This window comes from Haloarcula sp. MBLA0138 (assembly GCF_055632455.1).
Map to the genome: position 1 here is coordinate 2,347,831 of NZ_CM145746.1, position 21,381 is coordinate 2,369,211.

The window sequence follows — 21,381 nt, forward strand, 5'->3', positions numbered from 1 at the left end:
GGCGAGCGGGCGAACCGGCGGCCATGGTCACGAACGAGAGCGACACGTTCGACATCGGCGGCGACCTGACGGTCAATCGGCTCGGCTTCGGCGCGATGCGCATCACCGGCGAGGGCGTCATCGGCGAGCCCGACGACCCCGAGAACGCCCGCGCGGTGCTCGAACGCGCCGTCGAACTCGGCGTGAACTTCGTCGACACCGCGGACTCCTACGGACCCGGCGTCTCCGAGCGCCTCATCGGCGAGACCCTCGACACCGAGCGCGACGACCTCGTGATAGCGACGAAGGGCGGCCTGCTCCGTAACACCGACGGCGACTGGCTCCCCCACGGCGACCCCGACTACCTCCGGAACGCCCAGTTGTGCTCGCGGGACCGTCTCCGGATGGACCCCATCGACCTCTACCAGCTTCACCGGCCCGACCCCGACACCGACTTCGAGGCGTCGGTCACCGCGCTGGCGGAGCTGAAAGACGAGGGGCTGGTCCGCCACGTCGGCCTCTCGAACGTCACCGTCGAGCAGTTGGACCGGGCCCGGGACATCGTCGACGTGGCGACCGTCCAGAACGAGTACAACGTCGCCACCCGCGAGGACGAGGCGGTGCTGGAGGCCTGCGAGAACTACGGCATCGGCTTCATCCCGTGGTTCCCGCTCGCGGCCGGCGACCTCGACGGCGTCGACGGCATCGGGGAGATAGCCGACCGCCACGACGCGACGCCCCACCAGATAGCGCTCGCGTGGCTGCTCGACCACTCCGACGTGACGCTACCGATTCCCGGTACGTCCAGTCTGGCCCACCTCGAACAGAACGTGGCCGCCAGCGCCATCGACCTGACCGACGCGGAGCACGACCGGCTGGCGTGAGCGCGGGCGACCCGGGTCGGCGGTAGGCGGGCCACCGAGCGACCCCGGGCGGCCCGAACGCGGGGGACCGCGCCGCTTTTACCGCACAACGGAGTACCGGCGGGTATGACGACCATCACGCTCGGCCCGTCGGGGACCTACTCCCACCGGGCCGCGTCGGCGGTCGCCGACGACGACATCGAGTTCTCGGAGTCGGTCACCGCCATCGTCGAGGCCGTCGCCGAGGGGCGGGCCGACCGGGGCGTCGTCCCCGTCGAGAACAGCATCGAGGGGTCGGTCACCGAGTCCCTCGACGCCTTCGCCGAGTACGACGTGGCCGTGGTCCGGGAGGTCATCACCCCCATCCGCCACGCGCTGCTCGCACAGGGCGAGGACGTCGACCTCATCGCCAGCCACGCGCAGGCGCTGGCCCAGTGTCGCGGCTGGCTGGAGGAACACTACCCGGACGTGGACCGCGAGGCCGTCGCCTCCACCGCGCGCGGCGTCGAGCGTGCCCGCGAAGAAACCGGCGTCGCCGGCATCGGCCACCCCGCCAACGCCGGCGACGGCGTCGACCTGCAGGTGCTGGCCGAGGACATCCAAGACCGGGACTCCAACGCCACGCGGTTCGTCGTCGTCGCCCCAACCGACGAGCGCGACGACGGCGGCGCGAAGACTTCCTTCATCGTCTACCCCGACGTGGACTACCCCGGCCTGTTGCTCGAACTGCTGGAGCCGTTCGCCGACCGCGACATCAACCTCACCCGCGTCGAGTCCCGCCCCAGCGGGGAGCGACTCGGCGACTACGTCTTCCACATCGACATCGCCGCCGGCCTCTACGAGGAGCGCACGCAGGCGGCGCTCGAAGACATCGAGGCCATCGCCGAGGACGGCTGGGTCCGCCGGCTGGGCTCGTACGACACCGAGACCGTCGTCGACTGAGCGCGGTCCTGTCGCCTGCTCTACGCTTAAGTTCTCCGGCGGCGTACCCCCGTCCATGACCGACCGCGACCCGCTGAGCGAGATAGAGCGCGCGTTCGACCTGCTGGGCGACCAGTTCGGCGTGGCTCTCGACGCCGTCCCGACCGACGTGGTCGACGAGGGCGACGCCTTCCGCGTCGAGATGGAACTCCCGGGGTTCGAGAGCGAGGACGTGGACGTACAACTCGTCGAGGACCGGAAACTCACCGTCAGCGCCAAACACACCGACAGCCGCGAGACCGACGACGGTCGCTACCTCCAGCGCGAGCGCCGCCGGCAGTCCAGCGGCCGAAGCGTCACGCTGCCGGAACCGGTCGACGACGACGCGACCGCGAGCTACGACGCCGGCGTCCTCACAGTCCGCCTGCCGAAAGCGACGGCCGGGGACGACGACGGGACCGACATCCCGGTGAACTGAGATGGTGCTCGAACCCGGGTCGGACGCGCCGACCATCGAGGCGACGAACCAGTGGGACGAGCGGGTCCGCGTGGACTTCCGAACGCCGGCGGTCCTGTACTTCTACCCGCGGGACCAGACACCGGGCTGTACGACCGAGGCTCGGCAGTTCAACGAGCGCTACGAGGCCTACGACGCGGCCGGCGTCGAGGTCTACGGCGTCTCGACCGACGACGTCGAGAGCCACTGCGAGTTCGCCGAGGAACACGACCTCGCGTTCGACCTGCTCGCGGACCCCGACGGAGCCGTCGCCGAAGCCTTCGACGTGCCCGTCGACGACGGGGCGGCCCGCCGGACTACGTTCGTCCTCGCGGCCGGGCGGGTCGTCGGCGTCTACGAGGGGGTCAGGCCCGACGGGCACGCGACGGGCGTGTTGCGCGACCTGAAGGAGGCCGGCCTCGTCGAGATGGGGTGACTACTCGGCGATGTCGATGGCCGGGCGACCCGGTTCGGCCTTCGAGACCAGCGCGTCGTCGGCCTCGTCGGGGGCCTGCACGACGACGGTCGCGCCGAACTCCCGTTCGATGAGCCACGCGGCCCGCTCCAGTGCCGCCCGCTCGCGCTCTGGCGGGAGCGTCTCGGCGTACTGGGCGCGGCCGGCGAGGTCCTTGGCGAAGTCGGCGGCAGCCTCGCCGTACTGCTGGAGGTCCTCGGTTCGCATCACGGCCGGCACCACGTCGTCGGCCTCGCGGGCGATGTCGACCACGCGGTGTTTCCACTCGGGCGCGACCGCCAGCGTGACGGTCTCGGGGTCCTCGATGCCGACGGTGTCGACGATGTCGCGCACGTCCTCGCGGGTGTCGGCGACGAGGCGGCGCTCGGCGTCGTAGTCGGCGGGCGCGTCGGCGGCGGGCCAGTCGGCCTCCGCGACGAGACCGTCGCGGCCGAGTTCGACCCACATCTCCTCGGCGACGTGCGGGGCGACCGGCGCGAGGAGCTTCGTCGCCGTCACCAGCCCGCGCTCGAAGGTGTCGGCGTCGGGCGCGGTCGCCTCCCGGAACCGCCGCAGCAGCGAGACCAGTTCCCGCACGGCTTGGAGGGCGTGGTTGAACCGGAAGTCCTCGTACTCGGCGGTGGCGTTGGCGGCCGTGGCGGCTATCTCGCGGTCGACGTAGTCGGCGACGGCGGCGTCCCCGTCGCCGCTCGCGTCGGCGGTGTCCACGTCGCCGTCGGCGTAGGCGGCGACCAGCCGGTAGAGGTTCTGGAGGAAGCTGTGGGCGGACTGGACGCCCTCGTCGCTCCACGCGAACTCCTTCTCTGGCTGGGCGGCCTCCATGATGAACAGGCGGGCGGTGTCGGCCCCGTACTCCTCGATGATGCGCTGGGGCGAGACGCCGTTGCCGCGGCTCTTGGACATCTTGTTGCCGTCCTCGCCCAGCACCATCCCCTGATTGGTGAGGTTCGTGAAGGGCTCGCGGACGCCCTCGACCATGTCGAGGTCGTCGAGGACCTTCGTGAAGAAGCGGGCGTACAGCAGGTGCATGACGGCGTGTTCGATGCCGCCGACGTACTGGTCGACGGGCATCCAGTCACTGGCCCGCTCGGTGTCGAAGGGGGCGTCGTCGAGGTCCGGCGCGGTGTAGCGCAGGAAGTACCACGAGGAGTCGACGAAGGTGTCCATCGTGTCGGTCTCCCGCACCGCGTCGGCCCCGCAGTCCGGACAGTCGACGCGTTTCCACTCCTCGGCGGCGTCCAGCGGATTGCCGGTGGTGTGGACGAACTCCGGCAGTTCGACGGGGAGGTCCTCGTCGGGGACCGGGACGTGGCCGCAGTCATCGCAGTGGACCATCGGAATCGGGGTGCCCCAGTAGCGCTGGCGGGAGATACCCCAGTCCCGGAGGTTGTACTCCGTGCGGTGCTCGCCGTCGAAGACCTCGACGAACTCCTCGCGGGCCTGCGCGCTCGTGAGCCCGTCGTACTCGCCGCTGTCGACGAGCAGGCCGTCCTCGGGGTAGGCTTCCGCCTGCACGTCGATGTCTTCGGGGTCGGCGTCGGCCTCGGGGCCGGGTTCGACCACCTGCACGATGTCGATGTCGTGGGCCTCGGCGAACTCGTGGTCCCGTTCGTCGTGGGCGGGGACGGCGTAGAGCGCGCCGGTGCCAACGTCGGTCAGGACGTAGTCGGCGACGTAGACCGGAATCTCCTCGCCGGTGGCGGGGTTGACGGCGTACTCGCCGGTGAACACCCCGGAGGTCACGTCCAGTTCGTCTTCGTCGGCGGCCGCGGCCGTCTCGATGTACTCGGCCACGTCCGCGTTCTCCTCGGCTATCTCCTGTGCGACCGGGTGGCCCGGCGCGAGCGAGAAGAAGGTCGCGCCGTGGATGGTGTCCAGCCGGGTCGTGAAGATGTCCACGTCGCCGTAGCCGGGAATCTCGAAGGCGACGCTCGCGCCCTCCTGTTTGCCGATCCAGTTGCGCTGCATCTCGCGGACGTTGTTGGGCCACCCGGCCAAGTCGTCGAGCGAGGAGCGCAGTTCCTCGGCGTAGTCGGTGATAGTGAAGAACCACTGGTCCATCTCGCGGTGTTCGATGGGCGTGTCACACCGCCAGCACAGTTCCGCCTCGCCCTCGACTTGCTCGTCGGCCAGCACCGTCTCGCAGGAGGGACACCAGTTGAGTTCGGCGGCCTGTCGCTCCACCAGCCCCGCCTCGCGGAACTGTTTGAACAGCCACTGGTTCCAGCGGTAGTAGTCGGGGTCACAGGTGGTTATCTCGCGCTCCCAGTCGTAGCCAAAGCCCATCTCGGTCAACTGGTCGCGCATCGCGTCGATGCAGTCCAGCGTCCAGTCTCGGGGGTTGGTGTCGCGCTCCTCGGCGGCGTTCTCGGCGGGGAGGCCAAAGGAGTCCCACCCCATCGGGTGGAGGACGTGCTCGCCGCGCATCCGCTCGAAGCGGGCGAAGGCGTCCGTGATGGTGTAGTTCCGGACGTGGCCCATGTGCAGCGACCCGGACGTGTACGGGAACATCGCCAGCACGTACTCCGGGTCGGCGGCGTCGTCGTCGATGCGGAACACGTCCGCGTCGTCCCACGCCTCCTGCCAAGCGGGCTCGACCTCGGTGTGGTCGAACCCCCGCTCGCGCTCCTCGCCAGTGCTCATGTGAGCGAATCCGGCAGCGACGATGCTATACCTTTCCCTTCGGCGGGGGCAGTCCCGGTTCCGGTCCCGGCCGTCTCGGGGCCTCACTCCCGTATCCGACTCGGGTCGACGACGTTGCGGACGACCTTCTCGCCGCGCTCCGTGATGCCGTAGAAGGGGTGGCCGTCGCTCTCGTCGGCGGTGACCAGCCCGTGTGCAGCCAGCGTCCGGAGCCGCTCGCTGGTGTAGCCCCGGCTGAGGTCCGCGTTGCGGGCGACGTTCTTCGTCGTGAGTTCCAACCGCTTGGGCGGCCCGAGGACTCGCAGGATGGACTGGTCGGCCGCCCGCATCCAGTCCACCTGTCGGTGCATGGACGGTCACCAACGGCGCACGCTATTTGTTTCTGTCTCTCTGCCGACAATAGGAGACGAATTCGACCGCTGTAGCTGACGAGTTCGTAATTTATATACCGACACTCGACCGACAGTGCGACGAGTCACCGCCCCGCGCGGCGCTACGGCGGTGAGACCAACACAGTATGGGAGAAGACAGGACGACGCCGGACGATTGGACCGCGCTGAGTGCGTTCGAACGCGACGCGGTCGTGGCGGTGTGTGAGCGGACCCGCGCTGGCGAGCGCAGCGACGGTCTGAGCGTCGGACGCACGCTCGAATCGTGGTACCGCGAGGACGTGTCACGGGAGCGGCTGCTCGACTGCCTCGACAGCCTCGTCGACCGGGGCGTGGTCTCCCGGCGGCGTCTCGACGAGCGCACGGCCGCGTACGAACTGACCGCCAGCGGGCGGGAACTGCTCCAGAACCGGACGGCGCGGCTGGTGGCGCTGACGACGGACCGCGACGGCGAGGGCGGCCGGTAGCACGTACACTTAGGTGTCACTCGGCCGAACGGACTAGCATGGCGAACGAGACACCGACCGACGAGGACGACGCGGGACTGCTCCCCGAACCGCTGCGGACGGTCGCGCCGCCGTACGGGAGCCACCGCGACGAGGAGATGGACGCCATCGGCTGGGGTATCGCGCTCGGACTGGTGATAGTGCTGGTCCCGCTGTTGCCGTTTCTCGTCATCGTCTGGCTCATCTCGAAGGCGACCGACGCGCTGACGCCGACCGACTAGCGGTCGGTGCCGACGAGTTCGAAGCCCGTCCCGTCCCCGGCCGCGCGGGCGCTCTCGTAGACGACGTGGGCGGCGGCCACGTCCTGTATCGCCAGCCCGGTCGAATCGAAGAGCGTGAGTCCGTCACCGGGGTCCCGGCCCGCGAGGTCGCCGGCGACGACCGAGCCGAGTTCCCCGTAGATGTCGCCGTCGCCGAGGACGCCCTCGCCGTAGGGGACGTTTATCTCGCCGGAGTGGACGCACTGCTCGTAGTCGTCGACGACCAGTTTCGCGTCCAGCAGCGTCCGGTCGTCGTGCTCGTGCTTGCCGGCGGCGTCGGCCCCGACGGCGTTGACGTGGGTGCGCTCGCCGAGCCACTCGCGGTCGACGATGGGCGATTCGACCGGCGTGACCGTCGAGAGCACGTCGCAGGCCGCCGCCTCGGCGATGGAACCGGGACGCACGTCGAAGCGGTCGCCGAAGCGGTCGGCGAAGGCCCGCTGTTTCGCCGCGTTGCGGTCGGCGACGACCACCCGGTCGATGTCCCGGACGCCCGCGATGGCCGCCAGTTGGGTGGCTGCCTGCGTGCCGGCCCCGACCAGCCCCAGCGAGTCCGCGTCGGCGACCGCGAGGTGGTCGGTGGCGACGGCGGCGGCCGCGCCGGTCCGCAGGCGCGTGAGGACGGTGCCGTCCATCACCGCCAGCGGGAAGCCGGTCTCGGGGTCCGCGTAGACGAGCGTGCCCATGACGGTGGGAAGGTCGTGGTCCGCGGGGTTGTTCGGGTGGACGTTGACCCACTTGACGGCGGCGGCGTCCCAGCCGTCGGCGCGGACGTACGCCGGCATCGACCGGAAGTCGCCGTCGTACTGCGGGAGGTCGACGTAGGACTTGGCGGGCATGACGGTGTCGCCCCGCGCGTCCGCGGCGAAGGCCGCCTCGACGGCCGCGACGACCGACGGGAGGTCGGCGTGTGCCTCGACTGTCTCGGGACCGAACAGCGACGTCTCCATGCGTGGAAGTGGCACGCGGCGGCCCTTATACCCACCCGCCGCCCTGTGGCAGTCACGTCCGAGTAGGGCCACTCCCCGGCAGTGCCGTCCCGACGAGCCACGGCGCGGCCGGCGGAGCGGTTACCCGTCTGGCGTCCGTGTCACCGGTATGCACGTCCGGGCGGCGCTGGTGGTGTGCTGTCTGCTCACCGCCGGCTGTACCGGACTCGTCGGGAGCGGCCCGTCGGGCGAACGGTCCGCCGTGACGCCCGCGCCGGTGCCCGAGTCCCCGCCGGCGGCCGTCGCGCCCGGACTCACGGTGTCGGGGGTCAGCAACGCCACCGCGCTGGCGAGCGCCCACGCGCGGGTGCTCTCGAACGTCTCCTACACGGTCCGGCGCGCGCGGACGGTCCGGACCGCCGACGGGACGACCCGCCGCCGGGAGATAACCCGGGCGCAGGTCGCCGCCGGCTACCGGACCTATACGGCCGTGCGAACCGTCTCCGGCCGGAACGCTACTCGGCGGACGGTCCGGACACAGTGGGTCGACCAGCGGGCGACGCGGACGACGACGGTGAACGGAACCACCAGCCGGGAAGTGGTCGCCGACGGAGAGGGCATCGGTGGGCCGCCGCTGCCACCGCGGGCGGCGCTCGATTTCGACCCCACCTACGGCGACCGCATCGGGGCGCTGTTCGCCGGCGCGAACGTCACGAGCGTCAGCCCGGCCCGCGAGGTGGTCATGCAGACCTACCGCGCGCCGGTCCACCACGTCAGGGCCGACGGGGCGCGCGCCCGGGCGCGGTTCCCGGTCCGCCCGGCGGCCCGCGTCGGCGACGTGAGCTTCGCCGCCACCGTCACGCCGGGGGGCGTCGTCTACAGCTACGGCGTCCAGTACACCGTCGTCCGCGACGGGACGCGGCTCCGGGTCAGCGAGCGACTTCGCTACAGCGACGTGGGCGTGACGACGCCGGACGTGGGTGCAGAGTGAGTCGCGCAGCGACGTGGCAGCCGCTCGGGAGCATGCGGAACGGAAAACGGAGTTGCGTCGCGGTATCTACGCGTCGGTTGGATTGGGTGTGCGCCGCGCTTACATCGCGCCGCCCATGCCACCCATGCCGCCCATGCCGCCGGGGGCACCGCCGGGACCGCCGGGGCCGCCCTCGTCCCCGTCACCGGAGGTCGAGAGCTCGCCGGCGGCGATGATGTCGTCGATCTTGAGCACGAGGTTCGCGGCCTCGGCGGCCGAGGAGATGGCCTGCCGCTTGGCGTGGGCCGGCTCGACGACGCCGGAGTCGAGCGTGTCCTCCACGTCGCCGGAGAAGACGTTCAGGCCGGCGTTGACCTCGCCGTCCTCGTGGGCGGCCCGCAGGTCGACCAGCGTGTCGATGGAGTCCAGCCCGGCGTTCTCGGCGAGCGTGCGCGGGATGACCTCCAGCGCGTCGGCGAAGGCCTCGACGGCCAGCTGCTCGCGGCCCTCGACGCCGTCGGCGAAGTCCCGCAGGCGGGCGGCGACCTCGACCTCGGGCGCGCCGCCGCCGCCGAGGACGCGGCCGTTGGCGACGGTGTCGGCGACGACGTCCAGCGCGTCCGTGACGCCGCGTTCGAGTTCGTCGACGACGTGGTCGGTCGAGCCACGGAGGAGGAGCGTGACGCCGTGGGCGTCCTCGCCGCTGCCCTCGACGTAGAACAGCCCCTCGTTCTCGTCGCGGGAGACGGAGCCGTGGCCGAGGTCGTCGGCGCTGGCGGCTTTCACGTCGGAGACGACGTTCGCGCCGAGCACTTCCTTCAGGAACTCGATGTCGGACTTCTTGGCCCGGCGGACCGCGAGGATGCCCTCCTCGGCGAGGTAGTGCTGGGCCATGTCGTCGATGTTCTTCTGACAGAAGACGACGTTCGCGCCGGTCGCGGCGATGGCGTCGGCGAGTTCCTTGAGCTGTTCTTCCTCCTTGTCGATGAAGCTCTGGAGCTGGCTGGGGTCGTCGACGGAGAGCTGGGCGTCGACCTCGGTCTCGTCGAGCTCGATGGCCGTATCCAGCAGGAGCACGTCGGCGTCGTCGACCTCGCTGGGCATCTCCTCGTGGACGGGGTCCTTGTCGACGACCGCGCCTTCGAGCAGTTCGGAGTTGCCAGCGGAGCTACCGGTCTGGGTCTCGATGTTGAGGTATTCGAGGTCGGCGACGACGGAGCCGTCGGCGGCCTCGACGGTGACGGCGTCGACCGCGTCGACGATGAGCTGGGCGAGCAGCTCCTTGTTGAGCTCCGCGCCCTTGCCGGTCATCGAGGTCTCGGCGACCTTCCGGATGAGCGCCTCGTCGTCGGGGTCGACGTCGGTGGCGATGGCGTCGAGCTCGGACTTGGCCTCCGTGGCGGCCATGTTGAACCCCTTGATGATGGCCGAGGGGTGGATGTCCTGCTCCAGCAGGTCCTCGGCGTTTTTCAGGAGTTCGCCGGCGATGGCGACGGCGGAGGTGGTGCCGTCGCCGGCCTCGTCCTCTTGGGTCTCGGCGACCTCGACGATCATCGAGGCCGTCGGGTTGTCGATGTCCATCTCCTGCAGGATGGTGACGCCGTCGTTGGTGACGGTCACGTCGCCCATCGAGGAGACGAGCATCTTGTCCATGCCTTTCGGCCCCAGTGTGGAGCGTACGGACTCCGCGACCGCGCGGGCGGCCGAGATGTTGTGTTCCTGTGCGGACTTGTCTTTCATCCGCTGGGCGTCCTCGCCGAGAACTATCATCGGCTGGCCCTGCATCTGACGCTGGCTCATAGTCAGGCGAAAGATTGTATGTGGTTCTATATAAAAGTATGGGTTGAGCCGAGGCGGCGACGACCGACGCGACCGCCCCGACGGCGGAAAGACCACCAGAAGGCGACTACCTCGCCCCGAAGCCGTGCGGAGTGTTCACACTGTTCAGCCGCCGCTCGCCGACCGATTTATATGTCGGACCGCGGTTCGGGGCGATGGACGCGGGCGGTGCGGTGACGGATTTATGCCGACGCGACGCGTATGCGTGCCCGTGAACCGCACGGCAGCGCTCGACGCCGTCGTCTTCGGAGTCGACATCCAGAGCGGTGACGTCCGCGGGGACGCCCCCTCCTACGCGCTGGTGGTCTTCGACGGGGAGTCCGTCGAGCGGGACGTGGTCTCCCGGCGAAAGCTCCGGCGGCGCATCGACGACGAGGTGCCGGCCATCGTCGCCACGGACAACATGTACGAACTGGCGGCCGACAAGGACGCGCTCGTCCACTTCCTCGGGACACTCCCCGACGAGACGCGGCTGGTGCAGGTGACCGGCGACGAGCAGCCCGAACCCCTCTCGCGGGTCGCCAAGCGCCACGGCGTCCCCTACGGCAAGGACCCGATGGAGGAGGCCGAGGCCGCCGCCCGGCTCGCCGCCGCCAACGTCGGACAGGCGGTCTCGGCGTTCACCGACACGACGACGGTGAAGGTCTCCCGGGGCCGCTCGACGGGCGGTGGCGGCGGCTGGTCGGAGGACCGCTTCACCCGTCGCATCCACGGCGCGGTCAAGACGCAGGCCCGCGAGGTCGAGTCGAAACTCGACGAGGCGAACCTCGACTACGAGCGGGACGTGACCGAGAAGTACGGCGGCTTCGCCAACGCCGTCTTCGAGGTCGCGGCGCGACCGCAGGACATCCCCGTCTCGGCGCACCGCAGCGGCGACACGCGGATCGAGATAGAGCGCGAGCGCCGCGACGGCATCGAGTTCGAGCCGCTGGCGAAGCGCCGGGACCACGTCGTCGTCGGCGTCGACCCCGGGACCACGACGGCCGTCGCCATCGTCGGCCTCGACGGCGAGGTGCTGGACGTGACCTCCTCGCGGACCAACGACGCCGCCGCCGTCACCGAGTGGATAATCGAGCGCGGGCGGCCGGTCGTCGTCGCCGCGGACGTGACACCGATACCCAACACCGTCGAGAAACTGCGCCGCTCGTTCGACGCCGCCGGCTGGGAGCCCGAGCGGGACCTCCCCGTCGACGAGAAGAAACACCGGACCCGCGACCACCAGTACGACAACGACCACGAGCGCGACGCGATGGCGGCCGCGCTGTACGCCTACGACGCCCACGAGGACCAGTTCGACCGCGTGGCAAGCAAGGTCCCCCCGCGCCACGAGGTCGGTCCGGTCGTCGCCCGCGTCGTCGCCGGCGAGGAGTCCGTCGAGTCGGTCCTGCGGGACATCGAGGGCGACGGCGAGGACGAGTCCGAGGAGTCGACCCACCAGCCGCGCGAGCTCTCTCCCGAGGAGCAGGAGATACGGCGGCTGGAGGCCCGCATCGACCGGCTGGAGTCCCACGTCGACGACCTCAAAGGGACCATCCAGCGGAAAGACGAGCAGCTACAGGAGAAGGACCGCCAACTGGAGAAGGCCCGCAGCGAGGGCCGCCGGGAGGTCCGCAAGGACCGCGAGGTGACCCGGCTCCAGCGGCGCAACGAGGCCTTGGAGCGGGACCTCGAAGAAGAACGCGAGCGCCGCGAGGAACTGGCCGACAAGCTCGACCGGCTGAAGTCGCTGTGGAAGCTCGACCACTCGAACTTCGCCGACGTGGCCGCCGAGCGGGAGGGGCTGGTCCCGGTGAAGGTCGTCGAGCAGTTCACCCGCGACGCCATCGAGGACGCGGACGAGCGGTTCGGCCTCGCCGAGGACGACATCGTGTTGTTCCGGGACGCCTCGGGCGCGGGCCGCTCGACCGCCGAACTGCTCGCCGACGTGGCCCCCCGGCTGGTGTTGCGGACCGGCGGGCTCTCGGACGCCGCCGACGAGGTGCTGTTCGACAACGACGTGCCGGTCGCGCCGGCCGAGGCGGTCACCGTCCGGGAGGTCGACGAACTCGCCGTCGCCCGCGAGCAGGCCGTCGAGGCGGCCGTCGCGGACTGGCGGGACCGCGCCGAGGAACGCGAGAAGGAGCAACAGGCGGAGATGGTCGACCAGATAATCAGCGAACACCGGGCCGACCGCACGCTCAGCGAGAACTGACGGGCCCGAACGCTTACCCGTCGGACCCCCCTGCGAGTACTGCATGGAGGTCGCACTCGTCACCGTCGGCGACGAACTGCTCGCCGGCGACACGGAGAACACCAACGCGACGTGGCTGGGCCGGGAGCTGACGGCGGCCGGCGCGACGGTCACGCGGGTCCTGACGGTGCCCGACGACGAGGCGGTCATCGCCGACGCCGTGGCCCGCTACCGCGACGCCTTCGACGCCGTCCTCGTCACCGGCGGCATCGGCGGGACCGCCGACGACGTGACCAAGGCCGCCGTGGCCCGCGCGTTCGACCGCGAACTGGTCGTCCCCCCGGACGTGCGCTCCCACCTCGAAGCCAAGGCCGAGCGCTTCGCCGAGCGCAACCCCGAGACCGTCGACCGCTACGACATGGAACTCGATTTGGACGGGTGGGCGGCCGTCCCCGAGGGCGGCGAGGCGCTGCTGACCGACGAGAGCTTCGCCGCCGGCTGCGTCGTCGAGGGCGTCTACGTCCTGCCGGGCATCCCCGAGGAACTGAAGGCGATGTTCGCCACCGTCGCCGGCGACTTCGGCGGGGCCCGGACGACGGAGACGCTGCACACGCCCGCGCCGGAGGGGGCGCTGGTCGGCGTCGTCGACGAGGCCACCGACCGCTTCGCCGTCACCGTGGGGAGCTACCCCCGCAGCGACGACGCGCCGGGCCGCGTGAAAGTCACCGGCGAGGACCGCGAGACGGTCCGCGACGCCGCGGCGTGGCTCCGGGAACGCATCGAGACGGTGGACTAGAACAGTTCCAGTACGCCGAGCGCCGCCGCGGCCAGCAACACCTCGAACGAGAGCGTCCCGAGCGCCGAGAGGGCGACGAACCGGCGGGCGGACATCCCGGCGACGCCGGCCGGGACCGTCAGCATCCCGCGGGTGAAAAGCAGGCTGTTCGACAGCGGGACCGCCAGCAGGCCGTAGCGGTCGAACATCGCGCCGAAGCGGTCCAACCGGGACTCGCTGATGCGGAACCACGGCTTCGAGAGCAGCCACTCCCGGCCGCCGCGTTTCGTCAGCAGGAAGAGCGCGGTCTGGCCGACCGTCGCGCCGGCGACAGCCACCCCGAGGATGGCGGCGACGGCCGGCGCGTCGTAGCCGCCGCCGTCCCGCGCCAGCACCGCGACGGCGACGGGGACCAAGGCCTCGCTGGGCGCGAAGTACAGCAGCATCGCCCCTTCGAGGACGAAGACGAACAGCAGGGCGACCAGTCCGTACCGCTCCAGCAGCGCGCGGGCCAGCGCCCGGTCGCCGAAGACGTACAGCGCCACCCCGGCCACGCCCAGCGCGGCAAAGAGCGCGGCGACCACGAGCAGGCCGTAGTCCTCGGCGAAGGCCCGGACGCCGCTCCGCGAGTCAGTGGCGTCGACTGCCATCCCCCGAGACAACCGCCGAGGCGGGCATAGGTTTTCCGCATCGGGAGCGCAAGCGGTGGGTTCATGGCCGCCACGGCCCGACGACCGGTATGGAACCGACACGTCGCCCCCGCAGGCTGCGGACCGACGGGGTCCGCCCGCTCGTCCGCGAGACCGAACTCTCGGCGTCGGACCTCATCGCGCCCGTCTTCGTCGACGCCACGGCCGACGAGCGGGTGCCCATCGAGTCGATGCCCGGCCACGAGCGCGTCCCGGTCGCGGAGGCCGCCACCCGCGTCGCGGAGGTCCGCGAGACCGGCGTCGAGGCGGTCATGGTGTTTGGCGTCCCCGAGTCCAAGGACGAGCGCGGGTCGCGGGCGTGGGCCGAGGACGGCGTCGTCCAGCGGGCGGTCCGCGACATCGCCGCCGAGACCGACGCCTACGTCATCACCGACGTCTGTCTCTGTGAGTACACCGACCACGGCCACTGTGGCGTCCTCGAAGCCGACGCCGCCGAGGACCCCCACCTCACCGTCCGCAACGACGAGACGCTGACCCTGCTGGGAGAGACCGCTCGCTCGCACGCCCGCGCAGGTGCGGACATGGTGGCTCCCTCGGGGATGATGGACGGCATGGTCGGGGCCATCCGCGAGGCGCTGGACGGCGAGGGGTTCTCGGACGTGCCCGTCATGAGCTACGCCGCCAAGTACGAGTCGGCCTTCTACGGCCCGTTCCGGGACGCCGCCGACGGCGCGCCCGCCTTCGGCGACCGCCGGCACTACCAGATGGACCCGGCCAACGCCCGCGAGGCCCGCCGCGAGGTCACGCTCGACGTGGAACAGGGCGCGGACGTGTTGATGGTCAAACCCGCCCTACCGTACTTAGACGTGGTCAGTGCCGTCCGCGAGAACCACGACCACCCGGTCGCGGCCTACAACGTCTCCGGGGAGTACGCCATGCTCCACGCCGCCGCCGAGAAGGGGTGGCTCGACCTCGACGCGGTCGCCCGCGAGTCGCTGCTGTCGATAAAGCGGGCCGGCGCGGACCTGATTCTCACCTACTTCGCCGAGGACGTGGCCCAGCGGCTGTGAGCCGCGGAGACGCTGGTGGCCGCGTTGCCCGTCGCTGCTCTGCCCGTCGCTGCTCGGCCCGTCACTGCTCGGTCGCGCACGGCTCGCCTTCGGGGCGGTCGACCGGGAAGTCGAGGGGGTCGGCAGCGTCGGCAGTCGGGAGCCGCAGCGTCACCGTCGTCCAGCCGTCGTCGCGCTCGTAGTTCAGGTCGCCGCCGGCGGCCTCTGCCACCCAGCGGGCCAGCCACAGGCCCAGTCCAGTCCCGTGGCTCAGCGTCGTGATGTCGGCGTCGCCGAAGACGACCGCGCGCTCGATGTCCGGGATACCGGGGCCGTCGTCGCGGACCCAGACCCGCGTCCAGTCGTCGCCGGGGTCGACGCCGACCCGGACCGCCGTCCCCGCCGGCGTGTGCTCGACGGCGTTCTCGACGAGGTTGTCGAGGGCCTCGTACAGCGCCGTCCCGCCGAGGGCGGGCGCGGAGTCGGGGCCGTCCGTCGAGACGACGGGGTAGTCGGCGGCGACGGCGCGGGCCAGCGAGGCCGCGTCGACCGCGCGGTCGCTCTCGCTGTCGAGGGCCGTCTCGACCGCGCGGGCCTGCTCGCTCACGTCGTCGAGTCGGTCGGCGGCGTCGAGCACTCGTTCGGCGGCCCGGGCGCTGTCCCCCGAGGAGTGCCTGCGGACGTACTCGGCCATGCCGAACACGACCGAGAGGTCGTTCCGGAGGTTGTGGCGCAACACGCGGTGGAGCACCCTGAGCCGCCGCCGTCGCCGCCGGTCCTCGGTCACGTCGGTGTAGACGGCGAAGCCGTACTGTCGCCCGTCGGCCCCCTCGTAGGGCAGACCGGTGTAGACGAACTCGCGGTGGCCGTCGGTGGTCTTCCGGGAGACGACTGCCCGGTTGTGTTCGCCGAGGGCGGTGCGCCGGTCGTAGGAGACGGCCTCGCTGACCTTCCCGTCGGGGACGATGTACTCGTTGAGCGACTCGCCGACTATCTCCTCGGCCGGGTAGCCGAAGGTCTCGACGAACGCGGGGTTGACCGTCCGGACGACCGGGACCATGTCCACGATTTCGAAGCCGACGATGGCGTCGTGGCTCCGCTCGAAGAGGTGCCGGAACCGGTCGGTCGACGAGCGCTCGACCGTTCCGACGACCCGCCCGCCGGCGGCGGTGAGTTCGACCGTCGCGGGGGCATGGTCACCCGACAGCCGAAGGTGGACGTGACAGCGCCGGCTCGCGCCGTCGCTCGCCCCTCGGACGGCCGCCGCGGCCGCGCGCACGTCGGCGGCGTCGTCCGGCGCGACGAGGCAATCGACCGGGCGACCCGTCAGCGCGTCCGCAGTCGTCGAGAACTGCGATGCCAGCGCCGCCGTGACGAACGTGAGTTCCCCACCCGCGGCGACGCCGAACATCAGCGGCCGCGCACCCGGGCGAAGGGGGGACGCGACTGGACGGACAGTTCTCGGCGGTCGCCGGGGTCCCCGATTGGCGACCCGCGGAGTTCGACGTACTGTCGCCCGCCCGTGGTCTCCACGACGAGCGTCTGGTCGGCCGCGCCGGCGTAGAAGGCCGCGAGCGTCGCCGGGACATCGCCGTCGGCGACGACGTTGAGGACGGTGTCGGCCCCGTCGAAGACGCTGCCGTCGTTCTCGTAGCGGGCCTCGCGGGCGGCCGTCTCGCCGATGGTCTCGACCTCGCCGGCGATGTTGCCGACGACGAGCAGCGGGTCCGACCGCCGCGAGACGGTCGTCTCGTTGGCCGCCGACAGCGACGTGCGGTCGAGGTCGAAGACGTTGCGGTCGTCGCGCCACGTCCCGAAGGCGTCGAGGACGAACAGGCGGTCCTCGGCCAGCGCGTCCGCGAGGTCGAGGCCGGCGTCGGCGAAGGCGTCCGCGAGCGTGCCGCGGTCGAGGCCCCGCGGCGGGGTCAGCGAGACGGCGCGGCCGTCGGCGACGGCGCTGGCCGTCATCGCCGCGACGAGGCCGTCGACCGAGGCCTCGGCGTCGTACTGGAGAACCGCCTGCCCGCCGGCGATGAAGCCGCCGCCACAGAGGTCGTCGAGCCCGTCGACGCCGGTCGAGAGCGTTGCGGCGTCGGCCAGCGCGGCCCGGCGCTCGGCGTCGGCCTCGGTCAGCACCCGGTCTATCTCGTCGAGCATCGTCGTCTGTTCGTCCCGGGCCTCGCGGATGCCGTCGATGTCCTCGTCGATGGCGACGGCCCGCTCGGCGAGCGTCTCGCACCGGCTGGCGACCGCCTCGCTGCTCTCGGCCTGCTGGTCGGTCGCATCGGACACCGATGCGATGCCGTCGGCCGTCTCGGAGACGGTGTCGGCGACGGTGTCCAGACTCGCCATCGCCGTCTCGACCTGCTCGGCCCCGCGGTCGAGTTCGGCCACGGCGGTGTCGAGCTCCTCGACGGTGTCCTCGGCGGCGCTGCGGACGGCCGCCAGCGCCTCGTCGATGTCGTCGGCTTGGGCCTGTGACTCCTCGGCGAGCTGTTTTATCTCGTCGGCGACGACGGCGAACCCGTCGGCGTCGCCCCCGGCGCGAGCGGCCTCGATGGAGGCGTTCAGCGCGAGCATGTTCGTCTGGTCGGCGATGCGGTCGATGCCTTCGAAGGCCTCCGCGATGCGGTCGACGCGCTCGGTGAGCGTCTCGACCTCGGCGGCGACCTCGCGGCCGACCGCACGCACGTCTTCCATCGTCTCCATCGCGTCCTCTGCGGCCGCCTGCCCGTCGTCGGCCGCCGCGGTGGCGCGCTCGCTCTGTTCGGCGACCTCGCTCGCGGTCGCGGCTATCTCCTCGATGGTCGCCGACAGCGTCGAGACTTCCTCAACCATCCACTCGGCGTCGGTCGCCTGCGCGCTCGCGCGCTCGTCGATGTCTTCGAGTTGTCCGTCGACCGCCTCCGCGGCCGTCTGAACGACGTCGAGCGCGCCCTGTGCGTTGGGAATCGCCCGGTCGTCGGTAGCGTCGGTCGCCGCCGGTCGGCGCTCGATGGCTTCGGAGTTCATGAGTGTAGACTTTTAACCACGTTATTATCAATAATAGTCATAAATAATCACGTTTGTTTCTATTATTTCGTTTTCTCGCGCGTTCTGCGTTCGAATCAGCCAACAGTCTCGGGACTGATAACGGTACTGTCGGTGGCAACACCCGCCACCCGCTGCCCGGCGCGCACGAGCGAGCAGGCTGTTTTTCGGGGTATCGGCCCGAATCGGGGTCGACGTTCGTCCAAAATCCTGACGGACGAATACGCTCTTTCTTGACGGAGAACAACCTTATATCCATAATACTCTGGTATAATCTGGACGAGCGTCTACCTGATACTGCATAATATCGACTTTCATAAAGCAAACCCTTATGTAGTGGTCTGTCCAGAGGTTTTCCCGTGAAAGAGTTGAACAAGTCGGGCGATGTGGCGATAAAGTTGGACGAACAATCGAGATAACGACTCGAATCAACACGAACTATGGTACTCACCCCACTCCAAGCTGCGAGCGCGGAAGCGCTGAACTTCACGTGGATACTCGTCGTATCGTTCCTGATCTTCTTCATGCACGCCGGCTTCGCCATGCTCGAGGCGGGCCAGGTGCGCTCGAAGAACGTCGCGAACCAGCTGACGAAGAACCTGTTGACGTGGGCGGTCGGCGTCTCGGTGTTCTTCCTCATCGGCTCCGGCATCGCCTCCCTCGCGGGGGGCGGTGGCTGGGGTGCCGCGTACCTCACCAGCGGCACCGGCTGGATTAGCTGGCTCTACGGCGCTGTGTTCGCGATGACCGCCGCGACCATCGTCTCCGGGGCGGTGGCCGGTCGCGCGAAGCTCCGCGCGTACATGACCTACACGTTCCTGCTGGCCGCGGTCATCTACCCCGTCGTCATCGCGATGACGTGGAGTTCGACCGGGCCCGGCCTCGTGGAACTCATCACCGGCACCGCCTTCACGGACTTCGCGGGCGGGATGATCGTCCACGGGATGGGCGGCATCGCCGGCCTCACCGCGGCGGCCATCCTCGGCCCGCGGATGGGCCGGTTCAACGAGGACGGCTCCGCGAACGTCATCCCCGGGCACTCGATGACCTTCGCCGTGCTGGGGACGCTCATCCTCGCGTTCGGCTGGTACGGCTTCAACGTCGGTACCTCGGCCATCATCGGTGACGCGTTCCTCGGCGAGCAGCTGGGCCGCGTCGCGATGACCACCACCATCTCGATGGCGATGGGTGCCATCGGCGCCGGTGCGGTGGCGTGGGCCAAGACCGGTAAGGTCGACACGCTGTACGTCGCCAACGGCCTGCTGGCCGGGCTGGTCGGTATCACGGCCATCCCCCACACGACGGCGTGGTGGGGCGCGTTCATCGTCGGCATCCTCTCGGGCGCACAGCTCCCCATCGTCTTCGACTTCGTCGAGACGCGGCTCAACATCGACGACGTCTGTGCGGTGTTCCCGGTCCACGGGAGCGCGGGCGTCCTCGGGACGCTGCTGTACCCGTTCGTCGCCGCCGGGAGCGTCAACATCGCGGCCGCGTTCGTCGCTCAGCTCGTCGGTGTCGTCATCATCGGCGGCTGGACGCTGACCGCGACGGCGATTATCTGGTACGTGCTGAAGGCCATGGGGCAGTCCCGGGTCACGCCCGAACACGAACAGGAGGGGCTGGACATCAGCGAACACGGCGTCGAGACGTACCCCGAGTTCGGGGCCGACGACGGCGTGGTCGCCGACGGTGGCCTCGTGAACGACGATGCGGTCCGCGCACGCGGAGGTTCCAACGATGACTGACGAAGACACTGACATCAAGATGGTCGTCGCAATGGTCCGTCCCGACAAGCTCGGTGACGTGAAGAAATCGCTCGCAGAAGTCGGCGCTCCCTCGCTGACGGTGACGAACGTCTCCGGCCGCGGCTCACAGCCCGCGAAGAAAGGGCAGTGGCGCGGCGAGGAGTACGTCGTCGACCTCCACCAGAAGGTCAAGGTCGAGACAGTCGTCGCCGACGTTCCCGTCGACGACGTCGTCGAAGCCATCGCAGAGGGCGCACACACCGGTGAGAAGGGCGACGGGAAGATATTCGTCCTGCCGGTCGACGACGCCTACCAGGTCCGCACAGGCAAACAGGGCCCCGAGGCCGTCTGACGACGGGCGATGGTCGACGACATCGACAGACAGGTCGTGAACGCGCTCCTCGAGGACGGGAGAGCGAGCGCACGAGATGTCGCTGCCGAGACGGGCGTCGCCGCGACGACCGTCTCACGACGGATGGACGAACTGACCGAGGTCGGTGTCATCGAGAGCTACACGGCGCGGGTCGACTACGCCGCACTCGGCTACGACGTGACGGCGGTGTTCCAGCTCTCCGTCGAGGGCGACGGGCTCCAGTCGGTGACCGAGACGCTGGCCGAACTGCCGACGATGGTCGCCGTCTACGAGGTGACCGGCGGCCACGACATCGTCGCGGTCGGGAAGTTCCGGAGCACCGAGGAGATGAACGAGCAGATAAAGCAGCTGTTGACCGACGACGACGTGCGGTCGGTGTCCACGTCGGTCGTGCTGGAGACGGTCAGCGAACACGAGCAGTTCCCGGTCGAGACGGCCGAGGAGTGACGCCGGCCGCTCTCGCCGCGTGAACCCCGCCGTCCCGTTTTCCGTCCGCTCGCCCGCCAGCGCCGCGAGTGCGTCGCTTCGGCAGAGCCACACGCGCCCGACAGGAAGCGACTGCGGTGGGATTAAACCGCTCGCGGCGCTGTAGCGGGTATGGGACTGGAAGTAGACGTCAGGAAACTCGACCTCTTCAACCAGATGGCCAAGGAGGGGTCCGAGACGGTCGCCGCCCACCTCGGGCAGCTCACCGGTCTCGACGCCGGGGTCCACACGTCACAGATCAACTTCCTCGACATCGAGGACGTCAAGACCCACCTCGGCGGCGAGAAGCGGGTCGGCATCTACGTCGAACTGAACGAACCGCCCTACGGCTACGTCCTGTTCATGCTCGACCCGGCCGACAGCAAGCAACTCGCCGGCGCGATGATGGGCGGGATGGGGGAGCCGAGCGACGGCCCCGGCTTCTCGGACATGGAGCGGTCGGCGATGCAGGAGATCGGCAACATCATGACCTCGGCGTTCATCGACGGCTGGGCGAACGTCCTCGATACGACCATCGACATGGGGACGCCCAGCTTTCTGTTTGGCCCCGCCAGCGGCATCGTCGACGAGATGGGCGGGTGGCCCGACTCCGAGCTCGTCTTCGTCATCAACTCGAAACTGGTCGTCGACGACGGCGACCTCGGGATGACCGTCTACACCTTCCCCGAACTGGAGGACCTCGTCTCGCTCATTCAGGGTATCGATCTCGACACCGACGTGGCGGCCGACACCGAGGCCGACGACCTCCTGTAGGGCCCGTCGTCCGAGCGCGGCGTCGGTCGCGCGGGCGGCAGTTTCCGCGGACCCCGGGCGCTCGTTTATTCGCGACGGAG

The 21,381-nt window shown here is 70.0% G+C and carries 21 protein-coding genes; 14 read left to right on the forward strand and 7 right to left on the reverse strand.

What is annotated here, in order from left to right; genetic code table 11:
• Positions 1 to 23: 23 nt before the first annotated feature.
• From ACV7JO_RS12535 to ACV7JO_RS12550, 4 genes are all read left to right on the forward strand, one after another.
• Positions 24 to 863, forward strand: coding sequence for an aldo/keto reductase (locus tag ACV7JO_RS12535; RefSeq protein WP_470353746.1), 840 nt, complete (start codon positions 24 to 26; stop codon positions 861 to 863).
• Positions 864 to 968: 105 nt separating this feature from the next.
• Positions 969 to 1,784: a prephenate dehydratase gene (pheA, locus tag ACV7JO_RS12540; protein ID WP_470353747.1), complete on the forward strand. Its 816-nt coding sequence runs from the start codon at positions 969 to 971 to the stop codon at positions 1,782 to 1,784.
• Positions 1,785 to 1,839: 55 nt separating this feature from the next.
• Positions 1,840 to 2,241 carry an Hsp20/alpha crystallin family protein gene (locus ACV7JO_RS12545; protein ID WP_470353748.1) on the forward strand — a complete coding sequence of 134 codons (402 nt, stop codon included), beginning with the start codon at positions 1,840 to 1,842 and terminating at the stop codon, positions 2,239 to 2,241.
• A 1-nt stretch (position 2,242) separates the two neighbouring features.
• The gene (locus tag ACV7JO_RS12550; RefSeq protein WP_470353749.1) at positions 2,243 to 2,695 is read left to right on the forward strand and encodes a peroxiredoxin; all 453 of its coding nucleotides are present in this window, start codon (positions 2,243 to 2,245) and stop codon (positions 2,693 to 2,695) included.
• Here the strand turns inward: ACV7JO_RS12550 and leuS are convergent, their stop codons facing one another.
• Complete coding sequence (gene leuS / locus ACV7JO_RS12555) at positions 2,696 to 5,377, reverse strand: leucine--tRNA ligase (RefSeq protein WP_470353750.1); 2,682 nt, start codon at positions 5,375 to 5,377, stop codon at positions 2,696 to 2,698.
• Positions 5,378 to 5,460: 83 nt separating this feature from the next.
• Positions 5,461 to 5,727: a helix-turn-helix domain-containing protein gene (locus ACV7JO_RS12560; RefSeq protein WP_470353751.1), complete on the reverse strand. Its 267-nt coding sequence runs from the start codon at positions 5,725 to 5,727 to the stop codon at positions 5,461 to 5,463.
• Positions 5,728 to 5,894: 167 nt separating this feature from the next.
• Here ACV7JO_RS12560 and ACV7JO_RS12565 point away from each other — a divergent pair, with 167 nt between their 5' ends.
• Both ACV7JO_RS12565 and ACV7JO_RS12570 read left to right on the forward strand, forming a co-directional pair.
• Complete coding sequence (locus ACV7JO_RS12565) at positions 5,895 to 6,233, forward strand: PadR family transcriptional regulator (RefSeq protein ID WP_470353752.1); 339 nt, start codon at positions 5,895 to 5,897, stop codon at positions 6,231 to 6,233.
• Between the two features lie 38 nt (positions 6,234 to 6,271).
• Positions 6,272 to 6,493: a DUF7535 family protein gene (locus tag ACV7JO_RS12570; protein WP_470353753.1), complete on the forward strand. Its 222-nt coding sequence runs from the start codon at positions 6,272 to 6,274 to the stop codon at positions 6,491 to 6,493.
• Here the strand turns inward: ACV7JO_RS12570 and ACV7JO_RS12575 are convergent.
• On the reverse strand, positions 6,490 to 7,482 hold the full coding sequence (locus tag ACV7JO_RS12575; protein ID WP_470353754.1) for an ornithine cyclodeaminase family protein: 993 nt from the start codon (positions 7,480 to 7,482) through the stop codon (positions 6,490 to 6,492). The two genes, ACV7JO_RS12570 and ACV7JO_RS12575, sit on opposite strands and share 4 nt — an antisense overlap.
• Positions 7,483 to 7,630: 148 nt before the next feature.
• Here ACV7JO_RS12575 and ACV7JO_RS12580 point away from each other — a divergent pair, with 148 nt between their 5' ends.
• Entirely contained in the window at positions 7,631 to 8,452 is an 822-nt protein-coding gene (locus ACV7JO_RS12580) for a hypothetical protein (protein ID WP_470353755.1), read from the forward strand.
• A 99-nt stretch (positions 8,453 to 8,551) separates the two neighbouring features.
• Here the strand turns inward: ACV7JO_RS12580 and thsB are convergent, their stop codons facing one another.
• Positions 8,552 to 10,231, reverse strand: a complete 1,680-nt coding sequence (thsB, locus tag ACV7JO_RS12585; protein WP_470353756.1) for a thermosome subunit beta — start codon at positions 10,229 to 10,231, stop codon at positions 8,552 to 8,554.
• Between the two features lie 223 nt (positions 10,232 to 10,454).
• Here thsB and ACV7JO_RS12590 point away from each other — a divergent pair, with 223 nt between their 5' ends.
• Positions 10,455 to 12,461: a DUF460 domain-containing protein gene (locus tag ACV7JO_RS12590; RefSeq protein ID WP_470353757.1), complete on the forward strand. Its 2,007-nt coding sequence runs from the start codon at positions 10,455 to 10,457 to the stop codon at positions 12,459 to 12,461.
• 43 nt (positions 12,462 to 12,504) lie between these two features.
• Entirely contained in the window at positions 12,505 to 13,236 is a 732-nt protein-coding gene (locus tag ACV7JO_RS12595; RefSeq protein WP_470353758.1) for a competence/damage-inducible protein A, read from the forward strand.
• Here ACV7JO_RS12595 and ACV7JO_RS12600 read toward each other — a convergent pair.
• Complete coding sequence (locus ACV7JO_RS12600; RefSeq protein WP_470353759.1) at positions 13,233 to 13,865, reverse strand: DedA family protein; 633 nt, start codon at positions 13,863 to 13,865, stop codon at positions 13,233 to 13,235. The genes ACV7JO_RS12595 and ACV7JO_RS12600 overlap by 4 nt on opposite strands.
• An 89-nt stretch (positions 13,866 to 13,954) precedes the next feature.
• On the opposite strand from ACV7JO_RS12600, the gene hemB reads away from it, so the two are divergent.
• Positions 13,955 to 14,935, forward strand: a complete 981-nt coding sequence (gene hemB / locus ACV7JO_RS12605; protein WP_470353760.1) for a porphobilinogen synthase — start codon at positions 13,955 to 13,957, stop codon at positions 14,933 to 14,935.
• Between the two features lie 61 nt (positions 14,936 to 14,996).
• On the opposite strand, the gene ACV7JO_RS12610 is transcribed toward hemB, so the two are convergent.
• Together ACV7JO_RS12610 and ACV7JO_RS12615 are read right to left on the reverse strand one after the other, a co-directional pair.
• Complete coding sequence (locus ACV7JO_RS12610) at positions 14,997 to 16,325, reverse strand: PAS domain-containing sensor histidine kinase (RefSeq protein WP_470353761.1); 1,329 nt, start codon at positions 16,323 to 16,325, stop codon at positions 14,997 to 14,999.
• Positions 16,325 to 17,926, reverse strand: coding sequence for a methyl-accepting chemotaxis protein (locus tag ACV7JO_RS12615; protein ID WP_470353762.1), 1,602 nt, complete (start codon positions 17,924 to 17,926; stop codon positions 16,325 to 16,327). Before ACV7JO_RS12615 ends, ACV7JO_RS12610 begins: the two co-directional genes overlap by 1 nt.
• A 458-nt stretch (positions 17,927 to 18,384) precedes the next feature.
• On the opposite strand from ACV7JO_RS12615, the gene ACV7JO_RS12620 reads away from it, so the two are divergent.
• From ACV7JO_RS12620 to ACV7JO_RS12635, 4 genes are all read left to right on the forward strand, one after another.
• Complete coding sequence (locus ACV7JO_RS12620) at positions 18,385 to 19,689, forward strand: ammonium transporter (protein ID WP_470353763.1); 1,305 nt, start codon at positions 18,385 to 18,387, stop codon at positions 19,687 to 19,689.
• Positions 19,682 to 20,041, forward strand: a complete 360-nt coding sequence (locus ACV7JO_RS12625) for a P-II family nitrogen regulator (RefSeq protein ID WP_470353764.1) — start codon at positions 19,682 to 19,684, stop codon at positions 20,039 to 20,041. Before ACV7JO_RS12620 ends, ACV7JO_RS12625 begins: the two co-directional genes overlap by 8 nt.
• Before the next feature lie 9 nt (positions 20,042 to 20,050).
• On the forward strand, positions 20,051 to 20,509 hold the full coding sequence (gene lrp / locus ACV7JO_RS12630; RefSeq protein ID WP_470353765.1) for an HTH-type transcriptional regulator Lrp: 459 nt from the start codon (positions 20,051 to 20,053) through the stop codon (positions 20,507 to 20,509).
• A 150-nt stretch (positions 20,510 to 20,659) separates the two neighbouring features.
• A complete protein-coding gene (locus ACV7JO_RS12635) occupies positions 20,660 to 21,301 on the forward strand; it encodes a chemotaxis protein CheC (protein WP_470353766.1) in 642 nt (213 codons plus the stop codon).
• Positions 21,302 to 21,381 lie beyond the last annotated feature (80 nt).